Genomic DNA, 24,761 nt, shown 5'->3' on the forward strand with positions numbered 1-24,761 from the left:
TGCAGGGATGGCATGGGAAAGCGTAGACGCACTCGATAGACACTTTGTTGGCAAGGAGAGATTTTCAATGATCCGTTGTGTTCACCTTTTTACTGGCGCTGACGGCCAGTCGTATTTCGAAGAAGGTTTGATTGATCTGCCCAAGGGCGAGCGCGGCGACACCCTTAGCGCCGTGGCCGGGGCAGTCAGTATTTCGTTTCGTGAAACCAGCGAGGGCGGCAGCTTTGATTGGCATGAAGCGCCGGCGCATCAGTTCGTGCTTACGCTGAGTGGCACGCTGGAATTCGAAACGCGCGGCGGAGAACATTTTCAATTGTCCCCGGGCGATGTGCTCTGGGCTGAAGATACGACGGGCGGCGGGCATCGCTGGCGCCTGATCGGGAACGACCCCTGGCGCCGGGCCTATGTGATTCTGGCCCAGGATGCCAAGGTGCTGTTCGCACCGGCCAAGGCCGGCAACTGACGAGGAATGATAGATATGTCGAATAATGTGAACCTGCCGGAAAGTGCCGATATCGTCATGATCGGCGCCGGCATCATGAGCGCCACGCTGTCCACGGTCCTGAAGGAACTCGAGCCTTCGCTGAAAATCGTGATCGTCGAAGCATTGGGCGATTGCGCTCAGGAAAGTTCTGATGGCTGGAACAATGCGGGCACCGGTCACGCAGCCAATTGCGAAATGAACTACACCCCGGCCCGTGCGGACGGCACAGTGGACATTTCCAAGGCGCTGGAAGTCAATACCGAGTTCGACCTGTCGCGCCAGCTGTGGTCCTACCTGGTGAAGAAGGGGGCTATTCCCGACCCGCAGGCTTTCATCCACCCTTGTCCCCACATGAGTTTCGTCTGGGGCAAGGACAACGTGGCCTACCTGCGTGAGCGTTTCAAGGAAATGTCCGCGCACCATTGCTATCACGGCATGGAGTACAGCGAAGATCCCGAGCAGATCGAAGAATGGGCGCCGCTGATCATGGAAGGCCGCACGGGTGACGATCCGGTTGCCGCTACGCGCATTATCACTGGCTCGGATGTGGATTACGGTGCCTTGACGCACCTGCTGATCAAGCAGTTCAGCGCCCAGCCCGACGCCTCGGTGCACTACTTCAAGCATGTCGACGACCTGAAGCGCGCAGCCGATGGTAGCTGGCGCGTCGATCTGAAGGACACCAAAACGCACGAGCGCCAGAGCCTGACAGCCAAGTTCGTGTTCATCGGTGCCGGTGGTGGTGCGCTGGAACTGCTGCAGAAGTCCGATATTCCCGAAGGCCACGGCTACGGCGGCTTCCCGGTCAGCGGCATCTGGCTGCGTTGCGATGTCGATAGCATCAGCGAACGCCACCACGCCAAGGTCTATGGCAAGGCGCCGCATGGTTCGCCTCCCATGTCCGTACCCCACCTGGATACGCGCGTGATCGGCGGCAAGAAATCCGTGCTGTTCGGGCCTTATGCGGGTTTCTCGACGCGCTTCCTGAAGCATGGTTCGCTGACCGACCTGTTCCGCTCGGTGCGTCCGGGCAACATCCTGCCCATGCTGGACGTGGCCAAGGACAACTGGCAACTCAGTGAATACCTGATTTCCCAAGTGCTGCAAAGCGCCAAGGATCAGTTCGAGATGCTGCGCCAGTTCTATCCCAATGCCAAGACGCCGGACTGGACGACCGCCGTGGCGGGCCAGCGTGTGCAGATCATCAAGCCGGGCACCGAGAAGGAAGGCGTTCTGGAGTTCGGCACCGAGCTGATCGCTTCCGGCGACAAGTCGCTGGCCGCGCTCTTGGGCGCTTCGCCCGGCGCTTCGACCGCCGCCTTCATTGCGTTGGAAGTGCTGCAGAAGTGCTTTGCCGACAAACTGACTGACGATGGCTGGCTGCCCAGGCTGAAGACCATCATCCCGACCTATGGGGTGGATCTGAAGACGGACGCCGATGCTTGCCGCGAAATCCGCAAGTCGACGGCTGCCACGCTTAATCTGGAATTCATCTGAGGGTTGCCATGAGTATCAAGAATGTTGCTGAGTATGTAGTTGGCACGCTGGCGGAAGGCGGCGTCAAGCGTATCTATGGGATCGTTGGCGATAGCCTGAACGGTCTGACCGAAGCGTTGCGCCAGCAGAAAGATGTCGAGTGGGTCGGTGTGCGCCACGAGGAAGTGGCGGCGTTCGCGGCTTCCGGCGAATCCCAGATCACGGGCGAACTGTCGGTTTGTGCCGGCTCTTGCGGTCCTGGCAACCTGCACCTGATCAACGGCCTGTTCGATGCGCATCGCAGCCGCACGCCGGTGCTGGCCATTGCTGCGCATATCCCGTCAGCCGAAATCGGTAGCGGCTATTTCCAGGAAACGCATCCGCAGGAACTGTTCCGCGAGTGCAGTCACTACTGCGAACTGGTGTCCGACGCCAGCCAGATTCCCTATGTGCTGGACAATGCCATCCGCGCGGCCGTCGGCAAGCGCGGGGTTGCCGTGGTGGTGCTGCCGGGCGACGTAGCGCTGCAGGCCTCGCCGCGCAAGAGCGTGACGTCGCGTCGCGGCCTGCTGCCGCCGCAGCCGAAGGTCACGCCCGCCGATGAGGAAATCACCGCGCTGGCAGACCTGCTCAACGATTCGTCCAAGGTGGCGATTTTCGCGGGCCGTGGCTGCGCGGGTGCGCATGCCCAGCTGCTGCTGCTGGCCGATGCGCTCAAAAGCCCCATCGTGCACGCACTGGGCGGCAAGGAGCACGTTGAGTACGACAATCCCTTCGACGTTGGGATGACGGGCTTCATCGGTTTTTCCTCGGGCTATGCCGCCATGCATCATTGCGACACGCTGCTGATGCTGGGCACCGACTTCCCGTACAAGCAGTTCCTGCCTACCGATTGCAAGATCGTCCAGGTGGATATTCGTCCGGAAAGCCTGGGCCGCCGTGCCAAGCTCGACCTGGGCATCGTGGGCGATGTGGCGCTGACCATCGAAGCCGTGCTGCCCAAGCTGAAAGCACGTACCGACCGCAAGTTCCTGGATGCCGCGCTGGCGCACTACAAGGACGCGCGCGCAGGCCTGGACGAACTGGCACAGGGCACCGCCGGCAAGCCGCCCATTCACCCGCAATACCTGGCCAGCCTGCTGAGCCAGCACGCGGATGAAGATGCCGTGTTCACGGCGGACGTCGGCACGGCCACGGTATGGGCGGCACGCTACCTGAAAATGAACGGCAAGCGCCGTCTGATCGGTTCGTTGACGCATGGCTCCATGGCCAATGCGCTGCCGCAGGCCATCGGCATCCAGGCATGCCAGCCGCACCGGCAAGTTGTGACTTTCTCCGGCGACGGCGGTTTTTCCATGCTGATGGGCGACCTCATCACGGTCAAGCACCGCAACCTGCCGGTGAAGATTGTTGTTTTCAATAACGGCGTGCTGGGTTTCGTGGCGCTGGAAATGAAGGCGGCGGGCTTCATCGACACGGAAGTGGATCTCGATAACCCCGATTTCTCTGCCGTGGCGCGTGCCGTGGGCATCCATGCCGTGCGCGTGGAAGATCCGGGCGACCTGGAAGCGGCCGTGAAGGAAGTGCTGGCCCATGACGGCCCGGCGTTGCTGGACGTCGTGACGGCCAAGCAGGAGCTGGTCATGCCGCCCACGATCGGTATCGAACAGGTCAAGGGCTTCAGCCTGTGGGGCTTGCGTGCTGTCATGGATGGCAAGATGAGCAACGTCATTGACCTGGCCAGGACCAATCTGCTGCCCCGGTAATACCGGCAAGCAGAGGTCTTGATCCTAGGCATCCAGGAAGGGCGCGGGCCGGTAATTGGCTCGCGCCTTTTAGGTAAGTACCGGCAGCAGCTTCCGGGCCGGGCCGGTCCCGCCTTTTCCGGGATCCTTTATCACAAGGAGTAAACGTGATGGTAGATGATGCAGTGGTCGATTTGTCGCGGCTTCAGTTCGCGGCAACTGCGCTTTATCACTTCCTGTTCGTCCCCCTGACCCTGGGACTGTCCATTCTCATCGCCGTCATGGAGACGGTGTATGTGGCCACGGGCAAGGAAGTCTATCGCCGCATGACCCAGTTCTGGGCCAAGCTGTTCATGATTAACTTTGCGCTGGGTGTGGCGACCGGCCTGACGATGGAGTTCCAGTTCGGCACGAACTGGTCCTTCTATTCCAGCTTCGTGGGCGATGCCTTTGGCGCGCTGCTGGCCGTGGAAGGGCTGATGGCCTTCTTCATGGAGTCCACTTTCATCGGGCTGATGGTGTTTGGCTGGAACAAGCTGAGCCGGGCGCAGCACTTGGTCGTGACCTATCTGGTCGCATTGGGTTCCAACCTGTCCGCGCTGTGGATTCTGGTGGCCAACAGCTTCATGCAAAGTCCGCAGGGCGCCGCGTTCAACCCGGTGACCATGCGTATGGAGCTGGAAAGCTTCTTCCACCTGTTTTTCAACCCCGATGCGCAGGCCAAGTTCGTGCATACGGTGCTGGCCGGTTACGTGACGGCGGCGATTTTCGTCTGTGGCGTCAGTGCCTTCTATATGCTGCGCAACCGGCATATGGACCTGGCCAAGCGTTCCTTCCGCATTGCATCGCTGTTTGGCGTGCTGGGGACGGCGGGCGTGCTCACGCTGGGCGATGCACTGGGTTTCGTGGGCGCGCATGCGCAGCCGACCAAACTGGTGGCCATGGAAGCCCTGTGGGAAACTGAAGAAGCGCCGATGTCTTTCAACGCCATCGCTTTCCCGTCACAGGAAGAACAGCGCAATCTGTGGGCGCTGAAGATTCCGGCCATGCTGTCCATTCTGGTGACGCACTCGCTCGATGGCACCGTACCCGCGGCCGATGTGCTGGAAGAACGGGCCAAGCTCAGGATCCAGGGCGGGATTCCGGCATTGAAGGCGATGGAACGCCTGAGCGCCGATCCGACGGATGCCGAGGCGCTGGCGCAGTTCGAAGCGCACAAGGCCGACCTGGGCTATGGTTTCCTGGTGCAACGCTATGCCCCTGACGGCGATGTGTCGCGTGTCACGCAAGCCGATATCGACAAGGCGGCCAAGGACACGATTCCCGAGGTCTGGCTGATCTTCTGGTCGTTCCGTGTCATGGTGGCGCTGGGGCTGCTGATGCTGGGCTACTTCCTGCTGGCCATCATTCTGACCCTGGCCAACAAGGTGCATCATTACCGTTGGTTCCTGCGTGGCGCGGTCTGGATGATTCCCGTGCCGTTCCTGGCCTGTGAGATGGGCTGGCTGGTTGCAGAAGTGGGCCGCCAGCCCTGGACGGTCTATGAGGTGCTGCCGACCTGGCTGTCGGCATCCACGCACAGCCTGACCTACATGATCGTCTCCCTGGTGGGCTTTGTCGTGATCTATACGATCTTCGCGGTGATCGAGATCTTCCTCATGCTGAGGTCCATCCGCAAGGGGCCTGACGACCCCGAGCCCGAGACGTCCACCCAGTCCATCGCACCGGCGCCAGCCGTTGCGTCCTGAGATCAAGGAGATTCCGTCATGGAGATGTATCTCGTACTGAAAGTGGTCTGGTGGGTGCTGCTGGGCGTACTCCTGATCGGGCTGGCCGTCATGGTCGGCATGGATATGGGGGTAGGCACGCTGCTGCGCTTTGTCGGACGCACCGATGCCGAACGCCGTGTGGCGCTCAACATCATCGGCCCGCACTGGGACGGCAACCAGGTTTGGTTCATCCTGGGCGGCGGCGCGATCTTCGCTGCCTGGCCGCTGGTCTATGCCACTGCCTTCTCCGGCTTCTATATTGTGATGCTGGTGCTGCTGTGGAGCATGATCGTGCGTCCGCTGGGTTTCGAGTACCGCAGCAAGATGCCGTCCGAACGTTGGCGCAACGCCTGGGACTGGAGCCTGTTCGTGTCCGGTTTCGTGCCCATGCTGATTTTCGGCGCAGCTATCGGCAACGTGTTGCAGGGCGTCCCGTTCCATTTCGATTGGCGCCTGACGTCCTATTACACCGGTAGTTTCCTGGAGTTGCTCAATCCGTTCGCCATCCTTTGCGGCCTGGTATCGGTGTCCATGTCCATCTACATGGGCGGCGCCATGCTGATGAGCGGCAGCGCGGGTGAAGTGGCGGTGCGTGCACGCCGTGCCTCGCTGTGGGGCGGCGTGGTCGCGCTGGTGCTGTTCACCATCGGTGGTTTCTGGGTTTCGGGCATGGATGGTTTCCGCATCGTGCAGAGCCCGGATTTTGCGGCGGCGCAGACGCCTTTGCACCAGACGGTGGAACGCGTGCCTGGCGGCCTGCTGGCCAACTTCAGCCAGTACCCCGTGCTGTGGCTCCTGCCGGCGCTGACCTATATCGGCGTCATACTGGGCCTGCTGGCATTGCGCGCGCGCCGTGACCTGCTGGGCTGGTGGCTGGGGGCCTTGGCCTGGGTTGGCGTGCTGGGCACGGCTGGCGCAGCGATGTTCCCGTTCATGATGCCTTCGTCGACCAATCCGTCGCATAGCCTGACGGTCTGGAACTCCGGTGCGAGTGCTGTCACGCAGGGCTGGATGCTGGGCTTTACCGTGATCTTCATGCCGCTCATCATCTGCTACACGAGCTGGGCGTTCTGGGTGATGCGCGGCAAGGTGGATGCCAAGCAGGTCGAAAACTCTCACCACGCTTTTTAAGGAGGCGGACATGTCGGTACTTGCACGTTTCATCGTGGCCGGAGTTCTCGCAGTGATCGTCATCCTTCTGGCGATCGTGCTGGGCGACTACGGGCCATGGTATTTTTCCTGGCTCCTGGGCACAGGGTTCATGATCCTGGTGGCGGCTCTGGGCGGTGTTCTGTTCGAAGCGCAGGAAGAAGCCGCCGAGAGCGGCGCGTCGGGCAAAGCCAAGGTAGCCAAGGAAACTTCGGGCTATTGAGGTGGTTGGCGCTGGCCAGTCAGGCCAGCGCCCCGAGGCCTAACTGCCAAGGCGTGTTCAATGGTGCGGGGGCCATAAAGCAGGCCTTATGAAGTCGGTTCCATGGGGGCGCTTTCATGAGGCGGCCTTCATCAGACAGACTCAATCAGGCTTGCCACACAGGCAGCAGGTAAAAAAGAAGGCGGTCCGGGCAATAAAAGCCGGATCGCCTTTTTGTTCTATTCTTGCCGCTTGCCGCTTGGGGCCGTAAGCCTGGGGGGGGGGGGAGCCAAAGCGTGTGCCTTGGGCTACGCCATGCCTGGTCGGAAAGTGTTCAGGCAACGTTGCTGCGGATGGGCAGTACCCAGCGCGTCAGCCAGGCCAGGACGACACCGGCAGCAGCGCCTATCGTATCGGCGATCAGGTCGGCCCATTCCCCGGCGCGTCCGAAGCTGGGCTGCACCAGTTCGATCAGGCCGCCGTACGCGACCGCACCGATGAAAGCGCGCAGCGCCCAGGCAGGGCGCGCCACGACAACAGGAAAGACCAGGGCAGCGAAGGCAAGGGCATGATGCACTTTGTCGCCGCCGGCCACGCGCGGCAGGGAACCAGGGGAGGCCAGCGTCAGGAAGCTGATGATGACCAGTAAGGCCAGGGTGGCGGCCAGCGCAAGTCTGTCGAGCGTTGATTGAGCCATGAAAAAGGAAGTCAGTAGCGGAAGCAGGGGACAGTAATAACGAGCCAGGCAGCCTGGGCGCATCGCGTCAGGAACGAGCGAACGGCCAGGCTGCCGGCAGACGGGCCAGCACAGACGGCTGGCCTGTGCCGGATCGTAGCATGAGGCCCGCCCAGGCCAGGGGCGGGATGGAATCTGGTTACAAGCCGGTGGCCGCAGGGCGCTTGCGCTAGAATGCATGTTCTGCGGCTTGGGCTCTCGCCCTCTGTCGCGCTGTTCCTGTTTCGCGCCGCGCCGGACCATTTTCCGGTGGCGGGCTAGGAGTCTCCATCATGTTGCGCGCCCTTTGGCTGGCTGCGTACGTTTGCGCCATTTTGCTGGCCAACGTATTTCTGGATAGCTTCATCGAGCTGCCCTGGTTCGGCCTGTTCAGTATCGGTTCCATTTTTTTCGCTGCAGTCTTCACCTTGCGCGACCGTCTGCATGGCTATGGCTTGCCGACGGTTTACGCGGCCATTGCCATGGCCTTGCTGGTCACGACCGTGTATGGACAGTTCATCGCCCATCTGGCCCCGCGCTTTCTGTTGGCATCCTTTGCCGCCGTGCTGGCTGGGGAGCTGGCGGATACTGCCATGTTCCAGCGCCTGCGTCATCGGCGCTGGCATGCCCGTGTTCTGGCCAGCAATGCCGTCAGCGTGCCGCTGGACAGTACCGCATTCACGCTGCTGGCGTTTGCCGGCGCCATGAGCGCCTATGACATGGCGCAGATCATCTATGCGGATGTCATCGGCAAGTTCCTGATTGCCGCAGCACTGGCCTGGCTGCCTTTCATGCAGATAGGGCGACGCCGCAGTGCGCCAGCCGCCATGCCTGTTTGCCCTGGAGATGCGTCATGAACGATCAAGCCGATGTGCAGGTTGACCATACCCTGGTTCCGTCTTCGCCTGGGGATTACCGGACGCCGGATACCGGCGCCGTGTTGAAGACCATCGCCAATCCTGCGCCCATGCTGCGTACCTGGCAGGAGCATGAACTGGTGCTGCCTGAACTATGCCCGGCTTCGCGCAATCCGGGCGCTGGTTCATGCCTGCGTATCCGCTATCGCAGCCGGACACGCTTTCTGGAGGTGTTCTCGCTGGGCGCTTATATCCGCGCATTCATCGGGCACCGGTTGGTTCGTGATGTGGAAATGCTGACCCAGGTGGTCGCGCGAGACTGCGCGCACGTGCTCGGTCACCAGGTAGAAGTCGAAGGCTGCTTTGTGCTGCCGGCCCTGGGCCAGACCGTGCGCACGCGGGTGCAGGCCGGACGCTTGCCGCGCACCGGAAAACGGCCGGCCTAGCGGGCGAAGCCCGGCCGCAAGGTGGCGCGCGGATGGCGCTCCAGGTAGCGGTAGATGGTGCTGCGATGGATGCCCAGGCGGCGCGCCGCCTGGGTGACGTTGCCGCTGCAGGCCGCCAGGGCCTGCTCGATCATGGTAATGGTGGCCTGGCGCAGGCCGCTGGCGCCGGTGGCCTGCACGTGGGATGCTGCCGCCGTGGCAGGGACGTCGACTTTGTCGGTCGTGGCTGGACCGCCGACCGGGCTGGGATTGAAGCCGGCGGCGGCATGTGGGGGAGCGCTTGGCGTTGCACCAGGGCCTGTCGTAGCGGGGCTGGCAGGCAGGACCGTGCTTTGCAGGAACGCAGAAACATCTTCGGCCCGGATGACGCTGCCCGGCGCACTCATCACGCTCAGGGTACGCAGGAAGGCATGCAGTTCGCGGTAGTTGCCGGGCCAGGCATGGGCGCTCAGGCGGTCCAGGGCGCTGTCATCCAGGGTCAGGGGCATGGCGTCGCCCGCTGTGGCGCGCAGCGCGCTGCACAGGTAGCTGCGCAAGTCCGGGCGTTCCCGCAATGGCGGCAGGTTCACGCGCAGATCGTGCAGGCGGTAGAAAAGGTCGTTGCGGAACTGTTCGGATTGCACCAGTGTGCCGATGTCGCGATGGGTCGCGCTGATCAGACCGAATTCCACCGGCACCAGCCGGTCCGATCCCAGAGGTTGCACGGCGCGTTCCTGCAGGGCGCGCAACAGGCGGGTTTGCAGGCTCAGCGGCATGTCGCCGATTTCATCCAGGAACAAGACACCGCCATCCGCTTCCCGTAGCCGGCCCCGGGCGCCGTTGCGGCGTGCACCAGTAAAGGCCCCGGCTTCGTAGCCGAACAGTTCGGCCTCGATCAGCGATTCAGGCAGGGCGCCGCAGTTCACGGCGACGAACGGGCCGTCGCGCCAGCGGCTCGCGGCATGCAGGCGGCGAGCATAAATTTCCTTGCCCGCACCTGTTTCCCCGTGCAGGAATACACCCAGGCCACCGTCAAAGGCGCGGCGCACTGCATCGAAACGTGACACCAATTGCGGGTCCAGCGCCAGGTCGGCAGACAGGGCCGGATGGCGGCGCGGTGTGACGGCTCGTTCTTCCTTGGCGGCGGGCGCCGCCGGTGTCGGCATTTGCTCCCGCTCGGCAGATGTGCTTTCCGTGCTGGATAAGGCCGCGTCCTGGCCGTATGTCGTTCGCGCCTCCGTGGGGGCGGGCTTGTACTGGCTGCTGTCGCTGCGGCTGCCGGCATTGTGGGCAGCGTTGCCAGCAGCCGGTAAGGTGCTGGCCACCCGTTTGCCGGTGCGAAACAGGCAGGCGTAGAAGCGTTCCCCCAGCGGCGAGCGCAATTCTGCGGCATCCTGCCCCAACTGGCGCCAGTCTCCGACCCACTGTTGCGCCGGTTGGTCGAGCAGGTCCTGCCAGGATGCCCGCAGCAGTGTCAGGGCCAGGTCATTGGCGCCGACGATATGGCCGTCGTCCAGCAGCAGCATGGCGCGTTCGGTGGATTCAAGCAGCGAAGGCTGGCGCTGGAATACCAGCAACTCGCGGCCGGCCAGGCTTTGCTGCATCATGCGGTTGGTGATGAGACGCGAGCACAGCGAGGCCAGCCCCAGTGCGTAGTCATGCAATTGCGATGCGGCGCCGGAAATGTCCAGCACCCCCATGCGGTCACCGCGCGGGGACCACACCGGGGCGCCGTGGCAGCTCAGGATGCGGTTGCAGTGCAGATAGTGTTCGGCGCCATGGACGCGTACCGGCGTGTTTTCCAGCAAGGCCGTTCCGATGGCATTGGTGCCTCGGTGCTGCTCGGCCCAGCTGACGCCGGGTTGCAGGGCCACGCTTTCGGCCTGTTGCAGGAAACTGGCGTTGCCTGCCGTCTGGAGGATGACGCCGGTGGCATCGGCCAGCAGCACAATGCCGGCATGGCGGCCCACCGTGTTGGAGAGCGTGTCGATTTCGGGTTGGGCTGCCTGCAGCAGACTGGCATGCTGGGCCAGGCGCACGTTCAGCTCGCCGCGCACCAGCATCACGGGATCCGGCTGCATATCGGATTCCCGCGCCATGCAGCGCTGCCAGGAACGCAGCACCGGCGCCGACGATGGCTCGGCTTGTGGTGCAGTGGCGAAATGGAACGTCATCTCTACAGCCTCCCCTGAAACAGTGTCGCATTCTGCGACAGTTGTTGTCGCGGAATGTGTTGCAGTGTCGCGGATTGCGGCGTTGCAGCCTGCCTGGGCTGCGGAACGTCATAAGCAAATTATGCCTTAAACCTGCGCATACGCTAGGGCGGAAAACGAGAAGCGTTTTCTGGCACGCTAATTGCTCATGTCTGTACAAGGGCGGCGCCGCATGGTGCGGTTCCGAACCGTTAAAGGAGAAGAGGCATGGATCTGTCAGATTTGAAGAAGCTGGGACTGGATGTCGAATTTCCGTTCAAGAAGAAGTATGAAAACTATATCGGCGGCAAGTGGGTGCCGCCGGTGGCAGGCAATTACTTCGAGGACATTTCGCCCATCACCGGCCAGGCCTTTACCAGTGTGCCGCGTTCCGACGCGCAGGACATCGAACTGGCGCTGGACGCCGCCCATGCGGCACGTGCGGCCTGGGGCCGGACGTCCGCTGCGGAACGTTCCAATATCCTGCTGCGCATTGCCGACCGCATCGAGCAGAACCTCGAGCGCCTGGCGGTCGCCGAAACCATAGACAACGGCAAGCCGCTGCGCGAAACCCTGGCGGCGGACCTTCCGCTGGCCGTCGATCACTTCCGCTATTTCGCGGGTTGCCTGCGCGCCGAGGAGGGCGCCATTTCCGAGATTGACAGCACCACGGTCGCCTATCACTTCAAGGAGCCCATCGGCGTTGTCGGCCAGATCATTCCTTGGAATTTCCCGCTTCTGATGGCTGCATGGAAACTGGCGCCGGCCCTGGCCGCTGGTTGCCCGGTGGTGCTCAAACCGGCAGAACAGACGCCGGCCTCCATCCTGGTGCTGGTGGAACTGATCGGTGAGCTGTTGCCCGCCGGCGTGCTGAATATCGTCAATGGCTATGGCAAGGAAGCCGGCGAGGCACTGGCCACCAGCAAGCGCATCGCCAAGGTGGCTTTCACCGGCTCCACGCCGGTCGGTCGCCACATCCTGCACGCTGCGGCGGAGAACCTGATTCCGGCGACAGTGGAACTGGGCGGCAAGTCTCCCAATATCTTCTTTGCCGACGTGCTCGACAAGGACGATGCTTTCCTGGACAAGGCGCTGGAGGGCCTGTCGATGTTCGCCCTGAACCAGGGGGAAATCTGCACGTGCCCGTCGCGCATCCTGATCCAGGAGTCCATCTACGAACGCTTCATCGAAAAGGCCATTGCCCGCGTGAAATCCATCAAGACCGGCAACCCGCTGGACCGCCAGACCATGGTGGGTGCACAGGTTTCCAAGGTGCAGATGGACAAGATCCTGTCGTACATCGACATCGGCCGCAACGAAGGGGCGGAATGCCTGATCGGCGGCGCGCGCAACGCGCTGCATGGCGGGCTGGAAGAGGGCTATTACATCAGCCCGACGCTGCTGCTGGGCAAGAACGATATGCGCATCTTCCAGGAGGAAATCTTCGGGCCGGTGGCTGCCGTCACCACTTTCAAGGACGAGGACGAAGCCATTGCCATTGCCAATGACACGTCCTTCGGTTTGGGGGCTGGCGTTTGGACACGCGATGGCTCGCAGGCCTACCGCGTGGGGCGCGGCGTGCAGGCAGGCCGCGTCTGGACCAATTGCTATCACCTCTATCCGGCGCATGCCGCCTTCGGAGGCTACAAGGAATCCGGCATTGGCCGCGAAACCCACAAAGTCGCTTTGTCGAACTATCAGCAGACCAAATGCCTGCTGGTGAGCTACAGCCCGAACGCACTGGGCTTCTATTAAGGCATGACAGCAGGCAAGGGTTCCCGGGGTTGCGGCCCCGGGGGCGCCCGCCTGCACGTGGTTTGCGGCATTGGAAAGCGCCGCAAATGACTGTGGCGGACGGCATGACGGGGATCAATGCGCCCCGTCGGGCTTTTGTCCATGATGGAGTCTGGTTTGTTCAAGGAGCTTATCCATGCAACGCACAATGAAAGCGGCAGTCCTGCGCACTTTCGGCCAACCCCTGCAGATTGAAGAAGTGGAAGTGCCGCGCCCGGGCCCGGGCGACATCCTCGTCAAGATTGAGGCTTGCGGCGTATGCCATACCGACTTGCACGCCGTCGAGGGCGATTGGCCGGTAAAGCCCAATCCGCCCTTCATTCCTGGCCATGAGGGCGTTGGCCACGTGGTGGCTGTGGGCCAGGGCGTGACGCACGTGAAGGAAGGCGACCGTGTCGGTATCCCGTGGCTGTATTCCGCCTGCGGTTATTGTGAACACTGCCTGGGCGGCTGGGAAACACTGTGTGAAAAGCAGCAGAATGCGGGCTACTCGGTCAATGGCGGATTTGCCGAGTATGCGCTGGCCAATGCGTCCTATGTCGGCCTGCTGCCGAAGAATGTCGACTTCATCGAAATCGCGCCCATCCTGTGCGCGGGTGTGACGGTCTACAAAGGCCTAAAGATGACCGACACCAAGGCCGGGCAATGGGTGGCGATTTCCGGCATTGGCGGCCTGGGGCATGTGGCCGTGCAGTATGCGCGGGCCATGGGCTTGAATGTCGCGGCAGTCGACGTCGATGATGAAAAGCTGGAACTGGCGCGCAAGCTCGGCGCCACGGTCACGGTCAATGCGCGCAATACCGACCCGGCAGCCTATCTGAAGCGTGAAGTGGGCGGCGTGCACGGCGCGTTGGTCACGGCAGTGTCGCCGATTGCATTCCAGCAGGCCATGGGGATGACGCGCCGTGGCGGCACGATCGCGCTGAATGGCCTGCCGCCGGGTGAATTTTCGCTCTCCATTTTCGACATGGTGCTCAACGGCACAACGGTACGCGGTTCCATCGTAGGGACCCGCCTGGACCTGCAGGAAGCCCTGGACTTCGCAGGCGAAGGCAAGGTCAAGGCCACCGTGGCCTCCGACCGCCTGGAAAACGTCAACGATGTGTTCGACCGCATGCGCAACGGGAAGATCAACGGCCGGGTCGTCCTTGACCTGGCTGCCTGACGGACGTCTATCCCCGGCGAGCGCTGGCGCAAGGCTAGTCGGCGCATCGGCGCTATGAGGCAAATGCCCCCGGCTATCCTGCACGGGGGCATTTTCATGATTTTTTCAGTGGATGTGCTGCACGGTGTGGTGGCGTGTATGGCGCCTTTGCTACCGCCTCGGGCAGCACGAAAGGGGCGGTGCCAAGTGCTTGGTGCCACGCCAGGTGATGGCTGAGACAGAGATGGCGATTGCCGGGCGGGATGCCCGGCATTGGCCTGTCTCAGGCGTCGCTGCTCTCGGTCGCGTCTATCGACTGCGCCACGAAGCCGCCGCTCTGGCGTTCCCACAGGCGCGCGTACAGGCCACCCTGGGCCAGCAACTCCGCATGCGTGCCGCTTTCGACGATATGCCCCTGGTTCAGCACGACCAGCCGGTCCATGCGGGCAATCGTGGACAGGCGGTGCGCGATTGCAATGACCGTCTTGCCGCGCATCAGTACGTCCAGGCTGTCCTGGATGGCCGCTTCCACCTCGGAGTCCAGCGCCGAGGTGGCTTCGTCCAGCACCAGGATGGGGGCATTCTTCAGCAGTACCCGGGCGATGGCGATGCGCTGGCGCTGTCCACCGGAAAGTTTCACGCCGCGTTCGCCAACATAGGCGTCCAGGCCCTGGCGTCCGTCGCCATCGCTCAGCTTGGGTACGAAGTCGGCCGCGCTGGCCTGTGCAAGTGCCTGGAGCAATTCTGCGTCGCTGGCGCCGGGGCGGCCATACAGCAGGTTTTCGCGGATGGATCGGTGCAGCAGCGAAGGCTCCTGGGTCACGATGCCGATCTGTTCCCGCAGACTGTCCTGCTGCACTAGCGCAATATCCTGATGGTCGACCAGAATGCGGCCGCCTTGCACGTCATAGAGCCTCAGCAGCAGGTTGACCAGTGTGGACTTGCCGACACCGGACGGACCGATCAGGCCGATTTTCTCGCCTGGCTTGATGTGCAGATCCACGCCTTGCAATACCGGGTGGCGTGCATCGTAATGGAACTGGACATGGTCGAAACGGATATCGCCCTGGGTCACCGTAAGCGGTTTGGCATCCGGGACGTCCACGACCGAGCGTGGCTGGGCGATGGTGCGCAGGCCATCCTGCACCACGCCGAAGTTCTCGAAAATACCGCTGACGACCCACATGATCCAGCCGGACATGGTATTGATGCGGATGACCAGCCCGGTTGACAGCGCAATGACCCCCAGCGAAGCCTGGCCGGTGTGCCAGAGCCAGATGGCAAGCCCCGCCGTCCCGGCGATCAAGATGCCGCTGAGGCTGGTAATCGCGAAATCCATGGCGGTGATCACGCGGCCGGACATTTGCGCCTTGGCGGTCTGTTCGGCCATGGCGCTCTGGGCATGCTGTTCTTCCAGGCGCGTATGGGCAAAGAGCTTCAGGGTGCTGATGTTCGTGTAACTGTCGACGATACGGCCCAGCAGCTTGGCGCGCGCGGCTGCGGAGGCGGCCGAACGGCGTCGCGCAAGCGGCACGAAATAGGACAGCATGCCGATGTAGCAGGCCAGCCAGAACAGCAGCGGCAGGGTCAGCAGCCAGTCTGCCTGAGCGAACAGATAGATGGCGCTGCCGGAATACACCACCATGCGCCACAGCGCGTCCACCATCTGCACCGAGGAATCGCGTAGCGCCAATGACGTTTGCATGATGCGGCTGGCAGTCCTGCCGGCCAAGTCATTCTGGAAGAAGGCCAGGCTTTGCCCCAGGACATAGCGGTGGTTCTGCCAGCGGATCATCGTGGTGAAGTTCGGATTGATGGTCTGGTGCACGATGAGGTTGTGCAGGCCGGATAGCACCGGGCGCACCAACAGCGCAATGATTGCCATGGTCAGCAGGGCAGGACCGTGTACCGAGAAGAAGTCTTCCTTGGGGGTGGACTGCGCCATGTCGACGATCTGGCCGATGAAGCTGAACAGCGCGACTTCTACCAGCGAACCGGCCAGGCCTACCACCAGCAACAGGGCGAACCAGTGCCAGACCTGTTTCAGGTAGAAGCGGTAGAACGCGCCGACGGAATCAGGCGGAGCGATATCGGGCGCGGGCCGGAACGGATTGATCAGGTCTTCGAAGCGTTTGAACAGGGACGGCTTGGTCTGTTTTGGCATGCGGTGCTCGGAAATGGGAAAACGGTTTGCGGCATGGCGGCGGCCATGCATGGCCCGCGACGGCCAGGGTTGCGAGTGACGCGCTCAGGGGCGCGATTCGGCTTGCGGTACGGCGGGCGGTTCTGGTTCGGCGGCGCTGTCAGGCGCCGCTGGCCCGGGGTGTTCGGGGTGCGGGTGGTAATGACGCACGCGCCAGCGCACGCGCAAGTCGCTCCAGAGCGGAGGCATGGCGAGCACCAGCAGGAAAAAAGCCAGCGGCAGCGTCATGGAGTAGCCCCAGGCCTGGAAGCCGAATGCGCCGGTCATGGCGCCGACCAGGAAGGATAGCAGCAGCTTGCTGTGCAGGACCAGTTTGGTCCGGTTGGCGACCACACGGCCCTGGCCGCGACCGGTGGCCTTGGGGCTATTGATATAGAACAGTTTGCCCAGCTCGATGCCGATGTCGGTCACCATGCCTGTCACGTGGGTGGTGCGGATGACGGCATTGGAGATTTTGGTGATGAGCGCGTTCTGCAGGCCCATCATGTAGCACAGCAAAACGACGGTGGGCGGTTGCAGGAAACTGACCTGGCGGGCGATCTGCGCGCCGATCAGGCCGAACAGCAAGAGCAGCCCGGCTTCCAGCAGCATGGGAATGGAATATTGCGAATGCAGGCGCCGCCGCCTGGCATAGTTGACCAGGATGGAAGTGGTGATGGCGCCGGCCAGGAAGGCGCAGATGGCGATGACGCAGGCCAGTGCCAGTTCCAGGTTGCGGGCGCTGAGGTGGTCGGCGATGCCCGACACCATGCCCGACATATGCGAGGTGTACTGCCCGACAGCCAGGAAGCCGCCAGCATTCGCCGCGCCAGCTACGAAAGCCAGGCACGCGCCCAGGCGCGCGTCGTTCTGTGGCGTACGACGCGTGTCGGTCCAGTGTGTGTAGCGCAACGACATGACCCATCCAAAAGCGGAGAGCAACGGGAACGGGAGCGTATTGCCTCGGCGGGGCCGTGGCGACGCGCTGCGACAGTTCGGTTTTCGCTTGTCATTATAGGAGCGCACTGCCTGCAGTGCAGCATTCCGGGCCGGCTGCCGCTGTTTGTGGCGCGACAATCGCGATGCGGCTTGTCCGGCGTGTTTGTTCCTTGCCGGTATGAGGTCTGGCCGCCATGCAGGCATCGGCCTGGAGCGCCCTGTCGGCGGCAGGCCTTCAGGCTGGAAGAAGGGGATGGCCTGCAGGGGCAGGAATGCCGGGGCGTGGTGCTATCATCATTTGCCTGAAGACGGTGCGAGCGCCCGACCTGGCGTTGTTTCCGCGATTCCCTTACCCTCGCCATGGCGTTTTTACAGGCCGAGCCGGCATGCGTTCCAAGAAAACTTCCTCCCGTACTTCATCTGATACCCGGCCCAGGCGGCAGATTCCGCGTGCCGGTGGCGCGTCGCTGGTTGCGCTCCTGTTGGCTTTTCTGGCCTGGTGCGTGGGTGGGGATTGGCAGGGGCTGGTACAACGGGTAGTGGACGTCGTGCAGCCGGATGCCGGGCCGGACAGGCGTCCGGCCGTGGCAGACGGGTCCTGGCCTGCATTGCCCCAGGGACAGTACCGTTATGACTTGCAGGGCCAGGTCGTCCATGTCGCGGACGGCGATACGCTGACCTTGCGGCCGGCTGGCGAGCCCCAGCGGCGTATCCGCCTGGCAAATATCGACGCACCGGAAACAGGAGACGGCGCCGCACGTCCCGGCCAGCCGCATGGCGTTGCCGCCCGGCGCGAACTGGACCGCCTGGTGGCCGGCAGGAACCTGAAGCTGCGCTGTTACGAAGAAGATCAGTACGGGCGCGATGTCTGCGATGTCATGCTGGGCGAAAACGATAGCGCCAATCGCCGTATGGTGGCGGCGGGTTATGCCTGGGCCAACCAGCAAGGCAAGGGCAAGCACCTGCGCGACCGGCATGTACTGGTGCTGGAGCAGCAGGCGCAGCGCGATGGCCTGGGCATCTGGGCAGACAGCGGAGCGATACGCCCCTGGGTATGGCGCTATGATTGCTGGCAACAGGGGAAATGCTGAGCGGCAGGCATTGTTCGGCCGGCTAGGGCCTGCAGGATAAAAACAGGGCGTGACAGTCTGTTCTAGGGGGAAGGGGATGGGAGCATCGTGGGCGCGGTGGGGGGCGGCGCTGGCGGCCGTGGCTGGGCTGGCGGGGTGCGATCACGCGCCGGTGAACAGTCCGTATGCCGATGGCGCCATGGAGCAGAATACGCTCTACACCACTTTTATTTCCCGTTCTCCCAAGTCGCTGGACCCGGCGAAATCCTACGCCACGGATGAAACCCCCTATACCTACAACATCTATGAGCCGCTTTACGGGTATCACTATCTGAAGCGTCCCTATGAGCTGATTCCGCGTGCCGCCGAGGCCATCAGCGAACCCGTTTATTACGATGCGGACGGCCAGCGCCTGCCGCCGGATGCGCCGGGCGATCGCATCGCCGAAAGTGTTTATGACATCCGCCTGCGTCCGGGCATCCTGTTTCAGCCGCATCCGGCTTTTGCCCGCACCGAAGATGGCGCCTACCGTTATTGGCCGGTTGCCCTGGAAGACCTGAAAACGGTCACGGGTGTGCCTGATTTTCCGGAAACCGGCACGCGCGAATTGACTGCGCATGATTATGTCTATGCTTTCCGGCGGCTGGCCCATCCCCGGTTGGCGTCACCGATTTTCTCTGTCATGGCGGAGCACGTCGAAGGCATGGAAGATTACGGCGCCCGCCTGAAGCAGGTTTATGCACAGCTGCTGGCGGATTTTCGCCAGCAGCAACCCGCCGCCGACCGGCGCGAACAGCCCTGGCTGGATTTGCGTCAGTACGGTTTTTCCGGGGTGGAGGCGCTGGATGACCATACCCTGCGCGTACGAGTCAAAGGCAAGTATCCACAGTTCAAGTACTGGCTGGCCATGACTTTCCTGGCGCCTGTCCCCTGGGAGGCTGACCGCTTTTATCATCAGCCGGGCATGGCCGAGCGTGACCTGTCGCTGGATAGCTGGCCGGTGGGCACCGGGCCATACTACCTGGCTGAATCCTTGCGCAACCGGCGCCATGTCTTGCAGCGCAATCCGAATTTCCGGGGTGAACCCTATCCGTGCGAAGGCGAGCCCGGTGACCAGGAAGCCGGGCTGCTTGATGACTGCGGCAAGATGACGCCGTTTGTGGACCGAGCGGTGTTCAGCATGGAAAAGGAAGCGATCCCGCTGACAGGCAAGTTCATGCAGGGCTATTACGACCTGCCGCAGATCGAGCGCGGCGAGCTGGGGGTTGCCATGCGCGTGGCGGCTGGCGATTCGGCCGACAAGGCTGCGCGTTACGCCGAACGCGGCATCCAGTTGCCCAGCACGGTGGAGACGACGATCTGGTACATAGGCTTCAACTGGAACGATCCGGTGGTGGGCAAGGGGGACACCCCGGAACAGGCCGAGCGTAACCGCAAGCTGCGCCAGGCCATCAGCATCGCCTTCGACTGGGAAGAATACGTGGCCCTGTTCGAGAACAGCCAGGCATTGGTGGCGCAGGGGCCGGTGCCGCCGGGCGTGCTTGGGTATGACGACGGCCCGGACGGTATCAATACGCAGGTCTACGATATCGTCGATGGCAAGCCGGTGCGCAAGTCGCTCGAAGAGGCCAGGCGCCTGCTGGCCGAAGCCGGCTACCCGGATGGCCGGGATGCCGAAACCGGCAGGCCGCTGGTGCTGTTCTACGATTCCATGACGGGCGTGGGTTCCAATCCGGCCGAAGACTGGTACCGCCGCCAGCTTGCCAAGCTGGGAGTGCAACTGGAGGTGCGAGCCACCGACTTCAACCGCTTCCAGGAAAAAATGCGCAATGGCAGCGCGCAGATATTCATGTGGGGTTGGGTGGCGGATTATCCGGATGCCGAGAATTTTCTCTTCATGCTGTACGGTCCCAACGGCAAGGCGGCCTTTGGCGGTGAGAACGCCGTCAACTATGCCAGCCCGGAATTCGATGCCCTGTTCGAACAGATGCGTTTCCTTGATGATGGCCCGGAGAAAAAAGCGTTGATCGACCGCATGGTCGTGATTCTTCAGCGTGATGCACCCTGGATGTTCGGTTACTTCCCGATGTCCGGCGGCGCCTATCACCAGTGGTTGCACAACGCCAAGCCCACCCAGATGGTGCGCAACAACCTGCCGTATCTCCGGGTGGACGTGGCGCAGCGCGTGGAGCACGTGGCGCGCTGGAATGCGCCCTCATGGTGGCCGCTATGGCTGGCCGGTGTATTGGTGGCGTTGGGGGCGTTGCTGGCCGTGTGGGCGCTGCGTCGCCGTGATCATCAGGCGGCTCGGCCCGCCGGAGGCAAGCAATCATGATGGCCTATACCTTGCGCCGGCTGCTGCATGGCGTGCTCATCCTGATCGGGGTCAACCTGCTGACCTTCCTGCTGTTCTTCTGGGTCAACAGCACCGATGACATGGCGCGCATGGCCATAGGCGGACAGCGCATCAGCCAGCAGGCGGTCGAACAGTGGAAGACGGCGCATGGCTATGACAAGCCATTGTTCTACAACACCGAGGCGCAGGGGAGCGCCAAGCTGACTGACACTATTTTCTACACGCGTTCGGCTCCCTTGCTGGTCATGGACTTCGGCCAGTCGGATGCCGGGCGGGATATCGGCCGGGAAATCCGGGATCGCATCGGCCCGAGCCTGGCCCTGGCCATACCCAGTTTCATCCTCGGCATGGCGGCGAGTATCGTCTTTGCGCTGCTGCTGGTGTTCTTCCGGGCGACGCGGCTGGATTTCTGGGGTGTGGTGCTGTGCGTGGTGCTGTTGTCGATTTCCAGCCTGTTCTACATCATTGCCGGGCAGTGGCTGTTTGCCAAGGTTTGGCAGTTGGTGCCTTATTCGGGCTATCAGCCGGGCGCCGACATGATCCGCTTCCTGGCGTTGCCGGTACTGGTGGCCGTTATCGCACGCCTGGGGCCGGAAGCGCGTTTCTATCGCACCCTGTTCCTGGAAGAAATCGGCAAGGACTACGTGCGTACGGCGCGTTCCAAGGGCCTGTCTGAAACCGTGGTGCTGTTCCGCCATGTCCTGCGCAATGCCTTGCTGCCTATCTTGACCGGGGCGGTATCGGCCATTCCCCTGCTGTTCATGGGCAGCCTGGTGGCCGAGGCCTTTTTTGGCATTCCGGGCCTGGGCAGCTACACCATCGACGCCATCAATGCCCAGGATTTTGCCGTCGTGCGCGCCATGGTGTTTTTGGGGGCAGCGCTGTACATCGTGGGCGTACTGCTTGCGGACATCTCATATACCTTGGCCGATCCCCGGGTCCGTTTTCAATAGGCGCCACGCATGCCCAAGTTCGTTCTGCTCTGGACCGATGCCGCGCTGTTCCTGGTGCTGGCCTTCATTCTGATCTACAGCTGGCGGGCCCGCCGCCTGCCGGCGCTGCGTGCCAGCTGGCGTGCCGTCTTTCGCCGGGCGCCGGCAGCCTGCTCGGCGCTGGTGCTGGTGGTGTTCGGCAGCATTGCCTTGCTCGATAGCATCCATTTCCGCCCGCAATTGCCGCCAGCGCCGGGCGCGGCTGCGGGGGCCGCGCCCAATTACGCGCCGGTGGTGCGTTCTGCGCTGGACCTGCTGCTGGACGGTACGGCGTTGGCCGCAACGGAAAAAACCTATTCCGCGCCTCTGGCAGCCTACCAGTTCACCAAGGAATCCTTGCTGCTTGATGGCGTGACGGTACGGGACTTTCCGCGGCTGCGCCATGGCGGCGCGCATCTGGAGGATCCGCCTGCGCAGCGGGGCGGCGATATTGCCAGACGGTTGGCAATCGGCGCCGGGGCAGGCATTCTGGCCGCTGTGGCGCTGGCCGTGGCGGGGCTGCTGGTGCTGGGCCGGCGTGCCGGCGGCTGGCGCCAGGCCGGGGCGGACGTGTTGGCAAGACGCACGGCCTACCCCTGGCTGGCGCTATGGTGCACGGCCGGCGTGCTGCTGGTGCTGGTGGCGCTGGCCGTCAGCCTGGCCGGGGGCTACCATGTCCTGGGAACGGACCGGACCGGCAACGATGTGCTTTGGCAGGCATTGAAGAGCCTGCGCACGGCCCTGGTCATCGGGTTCCTGACCCTGATGGCCATGTTGCCGCCAGCCTTGTTCTTTGGTATTGCAGCCGGCTACTTCAAAGGCCGGGTCGATACCGTCATCCAGTATCTCTACACCATTCTGACGTCCATTCCGGGAGTGCTGCTGATCGCGGCCTGCGTACTGCTGATGCAGGGCTTCATCGACCGACACCCGGAACTGTATGGCACGGCTGCCGAGCGCGCTGACCTGCGCCTGTTCCTGCTGTGCATGGTGCTGGGGCTGACGGGCTGGGCCGGGCTGTGCCGCCTGTTGCGGGCTGAGGCGCTCAAGTTGCGTGAGCTGGAATACGTGCAGGCGGCGCGCGCCTTTGGCGTTTCGCATTGGCGCATCATGCTGCGCCATCTTCTGCCCAATGTGACGCATATTGTCCTGATTACTGCCGTCCTGGAGTTTTCCGGGCTGGTGCTCTATGAAGCCGTGTTGTCCTACCTGGGCATAGGCGTGGATGCCACCACGCGTTCCTTTGGTTCGATGATAGACATGGCGCGGCTGGAAATGTCGCGTGATCCGATGGTGTGGTGGAACCTGTTGACCGCATTCGGCTTCATGCTGGCACTGGTGCTGGCTGCCAATCTGTTTGCCGATGCGGTACGCGATGCTTTCGACCCGAATGGCAGCCATGTCAGCCCGCGCCGCCAGCGGATGCGCCGGGCACTGGCACGCCAGCGGGCTGCGCGCGCGGTGCAAGGGGAATAATCATGAGTCAGAAAAAAACAGGCGCGGCTGCGTCGGGGTTGCTGGAAGTCAGCGGCCTGGATGTCGATGTGGACAACGGACTGGATGATGTCAGGGTCGTCCGCGACCTGGCCTTCAGCATCGCCAGGGGCGAGACCTTCGCGCTGGTGGGAGAATCCGGCAGCGGCAAGAGTATGACGGCGCTGGCGCTTATGCGCCTCCTGCCTGCGGCCGCGCAATTGAGCGGCGGTACGGTGCGGCTGGATGGCGAGGAAATCTCCGGGGTGTCGGAGCAGGCCATGCGGCGGGTACGCGGCGGGCGCATTGGCATGATCTTCCAGGAACCTGCCACCAGCCTGAATCCGGTCATGCGGGTCGGCGACCAGATCATGGAAACCTTGCAGGCACACACCGAACTGCGCGGTGCGGCCTTGCGCGAGCGGGCGATACGCTGGCTCGATAGGGTCGGCATCGCGGAGGCGGCCAGCCGGATAGACGATTACCCCTTCCAGTTTTCCGGAGGGCAGAAGCAGCGCATCATGATTGCCATTGCCCTGGCCGCCGAGCCTGCGCTGCTGATTGCCGATGAGCCGACCACGGCGCTGGATGTGACGGTACAGGCGCAGATTCTCGATCTGCTGGCCGATATCCAACGTGAGCTGGACATGGCGGTACTGCTGATCAGTCATGACCTGGCGGTGGTGCAGCGCGTGGCGGACCACGTGGCGGTCATGCGGCATGGCGAGTTGCTGGTCAGCGCACCGGCTGCCGTCTTTTTCCGGCAGGCAGGCCATCCGTATGTGCAGCAGCTTTTCGACGCCATTCCTTCCTATGACAAACGTGGGCGGCCGCTGAGCAGCGGCGCTGGGGCGGTAGCGCCTGCTGTGCCGGCAAGGTCGGCGGCAGCGGCAGAATCAGCCGCAGCAGCAATCCCGGCAGCAGTGGCGGCAGGGCCTGCAGCGGGTGACGAGGCCAGGCATCAGGCGCCAGGCGCCATGCCGGCGCTATCGGTCCGGGACCTGACGGTGTCTTACCCGAGCGGCAACGGCAGCTGGTTGCGGCGGCGTGCGCGCAAGCGCGTCGTCGACGGGCTGTCGTTCGAGCTTCAGGCGGGTGAAACGCTGGCCCTGCTGGGGGAATCCGGGTGCGGCAAGACCACCACGGGCAAGGCCTTGCTGCGCCTGCTGGATGCGCAGGCGGAAGTGGGGGGCGACGTTCGCTTGCAGGGGGTGGACGTGTTCCGGGCAGACCGCCGCGCAATGCGCCGCTTGCGGCGAGGCATACAGATCGTGTTCCAGGACCCGTATGGGTCGCTGGACCCGCGCATGCGGGTCGGGCAGGCTATCGAGGAAGGGCTGGCGTCCTTGCGTCCGGAATGGGATAAAACGGAACGCCAGCGGCGTATCTCCAGCCTTCTGCACAGGGTGGGACTGCCGGAAGATGCGGCCTTGCGCTGGCCTCATGAGTTTTCCGGCGGTCAGCGCCAACGCATCGCCATTGCGCGGGCGCTGGCGGTCGAGCCTGCCGTACTGGTGCTGGACGAGCCGACCTCGGCGCTGGATGTCTCCATCCAGGCGCAAATCCTGGACCTGCTGCGCGAATTGCAGGCTGAAACCGGTATGGCCTATCTCTTCATTACCCATAACTTCGGCGTAGTGGAATACATGGCCGATCGCATCGCAGTCATGGAGGCTGGCAGGATCGCCGAAATCGGCGCCGCGCATGAGGTGCTGGGCCAGCCGCAGTCCGAAGCTGCCAGGCGCTTGCTGGCAGCGGTGCCGAGGTTGGCGCTGGGCGAACAGGTGGGGGCGTGAGCCGGTGGTTCCTGGCGGTGTT

19 protein-coding genes are annotated in these 24,761 nt (G+C 63.1%); 15 read left to right on the forward strand and 4 right to left on the reverse strand.

What is annotated here, in order from left to right; translation table 11 throughout:
• Positions 1–67: 67 nt before the first annotated feature.
• From ACEW7X_RS05845 to ACEW7X_RS05870, 6 genes are all read left to right on the forward strand, one after another.
• Positions 68–463 carry a cupin domain-containing protein gene (locus ACEW7X_RS05845; protein WP_068368951.1) on the forward strand — a complete coding sequence of 132 codons (396 nt, stop codon included), beginning with the start codon at positions 68–70 and terminating at the stop codon, positions 461–463.
• A 15-nt stretch (positions 464–478) separates the two neighbouring features.
• A complete protein-coding gene (mqo, locus tag ACEW7X_RS05850) occupies positions 479–1,981 on the forward strand; it encodes a malate dehydrogenase (quinone) (RefSeq protein ID WP_420177724.1) in 1,503 nt (500 codons plus the stop codon).
• An 8-nt stretch (positions 1,982–1,989) separates the two neighbouring features.
• Positions 1,990–3,726 carry a ubiquinone-dependent pyruvate dehydrogenase gene (gene poxB / locus ACEW7X_RS05855; RefSeq protein WP_134838243.1) on the forward strand — a complete coding sequence of 579 codons (1,737 nt, stop codon included), beginning with the start codon at positions 1,990–1,992 and terminating at the stop codon, positions 3,724–3,726.
• A gap of 149 nt (positions 3,727–3,875) precedes the next feature.
• Positions 3,876–5,453 carry a cytochrome ubiquinol oxidase subunit I gene (locus ACEW7X_RS05860; RefSeq protein WP_068368947.1) on the forward strand — a complete coding sequence of 526 codons (1,578 nt, stop codon included), beginning with the start codon at positions 3,876–3,878 and terminating at the stop codon, positions 5,451–5,453.
• An 18-nt stretch (positions 5,454–5,471) separates the two neighbouring features.
• Positions 5,472–6,605 (forward strand): cytochrome d ubiquinol oxidase subunit II, encoded by a 1,134-nt coding sequence (gene cydB, locus ACEW7X_RS05865; protein WP_415359025.1) that lies wholly within the window; start codon positions 5,472–5,474, stop codon positions 6,603–6,605.
• 10 nt (positions 6,606–6,615) lie between these two features.
• Positions 6,616–6,846, forward strand: coding sequence for a hypothetical protein (locus tag ACEW7X_RS05870; RefSeq protein ID WP_068368941.1), 231 nt, complete (start codon positions 6,616–6,618; stop codon positions 6,844–6,846).
• A 313-nt stretch (positions 6,847–7,159) separates the two neighbouring features.
• Here the strand turns inward: ACEW7X_RS05870 and ACEW7X_RS05875 are convergent, their stop codons facing one another.
• On the reverse strand, positions 7,160–7,522 hold the full coding sequence (locus ACEW7X_RS05875; protein WP_257741005.1) for a VanZ family protein: 363 nt from the start codon (positions 7,520–7,522) through the stop codon (positions 7,160–7,162).
• 311 nt (positions 7,523–7,833) lie between these two features.
• On the opposite strand from ACEW7X_RS05875, the gene ACEW7X_RS05880 reads away from it, so the two are divergent.
• The gene (locus ACEW7X_RS05880) at positions 7,834–8,397 is read left to right on the forward strand and encodes a VUT family protein (RefSeq protein WP_068368938.1); all 564 of its coding nucleotides are present in this window, start codon (positions 7,834–7,836) and stop codon (positions 8,395–8,397) included.
• Positions 8,394–8,843 carry a hypothetical protein gene (locus ACEW7X_RS05885; RefSeq protein WP_068368935.1) on the forward strand — a complete coding sequence of 150 codons (450 nt, stop codon included), beginning with the start codon at positions 8,394–8,396 and terminating at the stop codon, positions 8,841–8,843. Before ACEW7X_RS05880 ends, ACEW7X_RS05885 begins: the two co-directional genes overlap by 4 nt.
• Here ACEW7X_RS05885 and ACEW7X_RS05890 read toward each other — a convergent pair.
• Positions 8,840–10,996 carry a sigma-54-dependent Fis family transcriptional regulator gene (locus ACEW7X_RS05890; RefSeq protein ID WP_420177725.1) on the reverse strand — a complete coding sequence of 719 codons (2,157 nt, stop codon included), beginning with the start codon at positions 10,994–10,996 and terminating at the stop codon, positions 8,840–8,842. The genes ACEW7X_RS05885 and ACEW7X_RS05890 overlap by 4 nt on opposite strands.
• A 246-nt stretch (positions 10,997–11,242) precedes the next feature.
• Here ACEW7X_RS05890 and ACEW7X_RS05895 point away from each other — a divergent pair, with 246 nt between their 5' ends.
• Positions 11,243–12,769, forward strand: a complete 1,527-nt coding sequence (locus tag ACEW7X_RS05895; protein WP_068368929.1) for an aldehyde dehydrogenase family protein — start codon at positions 11,243–11,245, stop codon at positions 12,767–12,769.
• A gap of 175 nt (positions 12,770–12,944) precedes the next feature.
• The gene (gene adhP, locus ACEW7X_RS05900; RefSeq protein WP_068368927.1) at positions 12,945–13,973 is read left to right on the forward strand and encodes an alcohol dehydrogenase AdhP; all 1,029 of its coding nucleotides are present in this window, start codon (positions 12,945–12,947) and stop codon (positions 13,971–13,973) included.
• 262 nt (positions 13,974–14,235) lie between these two features.
• Here the strand turns inward: adhP and ACEW7X_RS05905 are convergent, their stop codons facing one another.
• Both ACEW7X_RS05905 and ACEW7X_RS05910 read right to left on the reverse strand, forming a co-directional pair.
• The gene (locus ACEW7X_RS05905) at positions 14,236–16,116 is read right to left on the reverse strand and encodes an ABC transporter ATP-binding protein (protein ID WP_068369422.1); all 1,881 of its coding nucleotides are present in this window, start codon (positions 16,114–16,116) and stop codon (positions 14,236–14,238) included.
• Between the two features lie 84 nt (positions 16,117–16,200).
• Entirely contained in the window at positions 16,201–17,052 is an 852-nt protein-coding gene (locus ACEW7X_RS05910) for a YoaK family protein (protein ID WP_130486833.1), read from the reverse strand.
• A gap of 407 nt (positions 17,053–17,459) precedes the next feature.
• Between ACEW7X_RS05910 and ACEW7X_RS05915 the strand changes: the two genes are divergently transcribed.
• The 5 genes from ACEW7X_RS05915 (at position 17,460) to ACEW7X_RS05935 (ending at position 24,739) form a co-directional block, all read left to right on the forward strand.
• The gene (locus ACEW7X_RS05915; protein ID WP_165389984.1) at positions 17,460–18,164 is read left to right on the forward strand and encodes a thermonuclease family protein; all 705 of its coding nucleotides are present in this window, start codon (positions 17,460–17,462) and stop codon (positions 18,162–18,164) included.
• A 76-nt stretch (positions 18,165–18,240) separates the two neighbouring features.
• Positions 18,241–20,478, forward strand: coding sequence for an ABC transporter substrate-binding protein (locus ACEW7X_RS05920; protein WP_420177726.1), 2,238 nt, complete (start codon positions 18,241–18,243; stop codon positions 20,476–20,478).
• A complete protein-coding gene (locus ACEW7X_RS05925) occupies positions 20,475–21,452 on the forward strand; it encodes an ABC transporter permease (RefSeq protein ID WP_068368918.1) in 978 nt (325 codons plus the stop codon). The genes ACEW7X_RS05920 and ACEW7X_RS05925 overlap by 4 nt, the downstream gene beginning before the upstream one ends.
• A 9-nt stretch (positions 21,453–21,461) precedes the next feature.
• Positions 21,462–22,946, forward strand: a complete 1,485-nt coding sequence (locus ACEW7X_RS05930; RefSeq protein ID WP_068368915.1) for an ABC transporter permease — start codon at positions 21,462–21,464, stop codon at positions 22,944–22,946.
• Between the two features lie 2 nt (positions 22,947–22,948).
• Positions 22,949–24,739 carry an ABC transporter ATP-binding protein gene (locus tag ACEW7X_RS05935; RefSeq protein ID WP_420177727.1) on the forward strand — a complete coding sequence of 597 codons (1,791 nt, stop codon included), beginning with the start codon at positions 22,949–22,951 and terminating at the stop codon, positions 24,737–24,739.
• Positions 24,740–24,761 lie beyond the last annotated feature (22 nt).

Source organism: Kerstersia gyiorum, from assembly GCF_048595715.1.
Taxonomy (GTDB): Bacteria; Pseudomonadota; Gammaproteobacteria; order Burkholderiales; family Burkholderiaceae_B; genus Kerstersia; species Kerstersia gyiorum.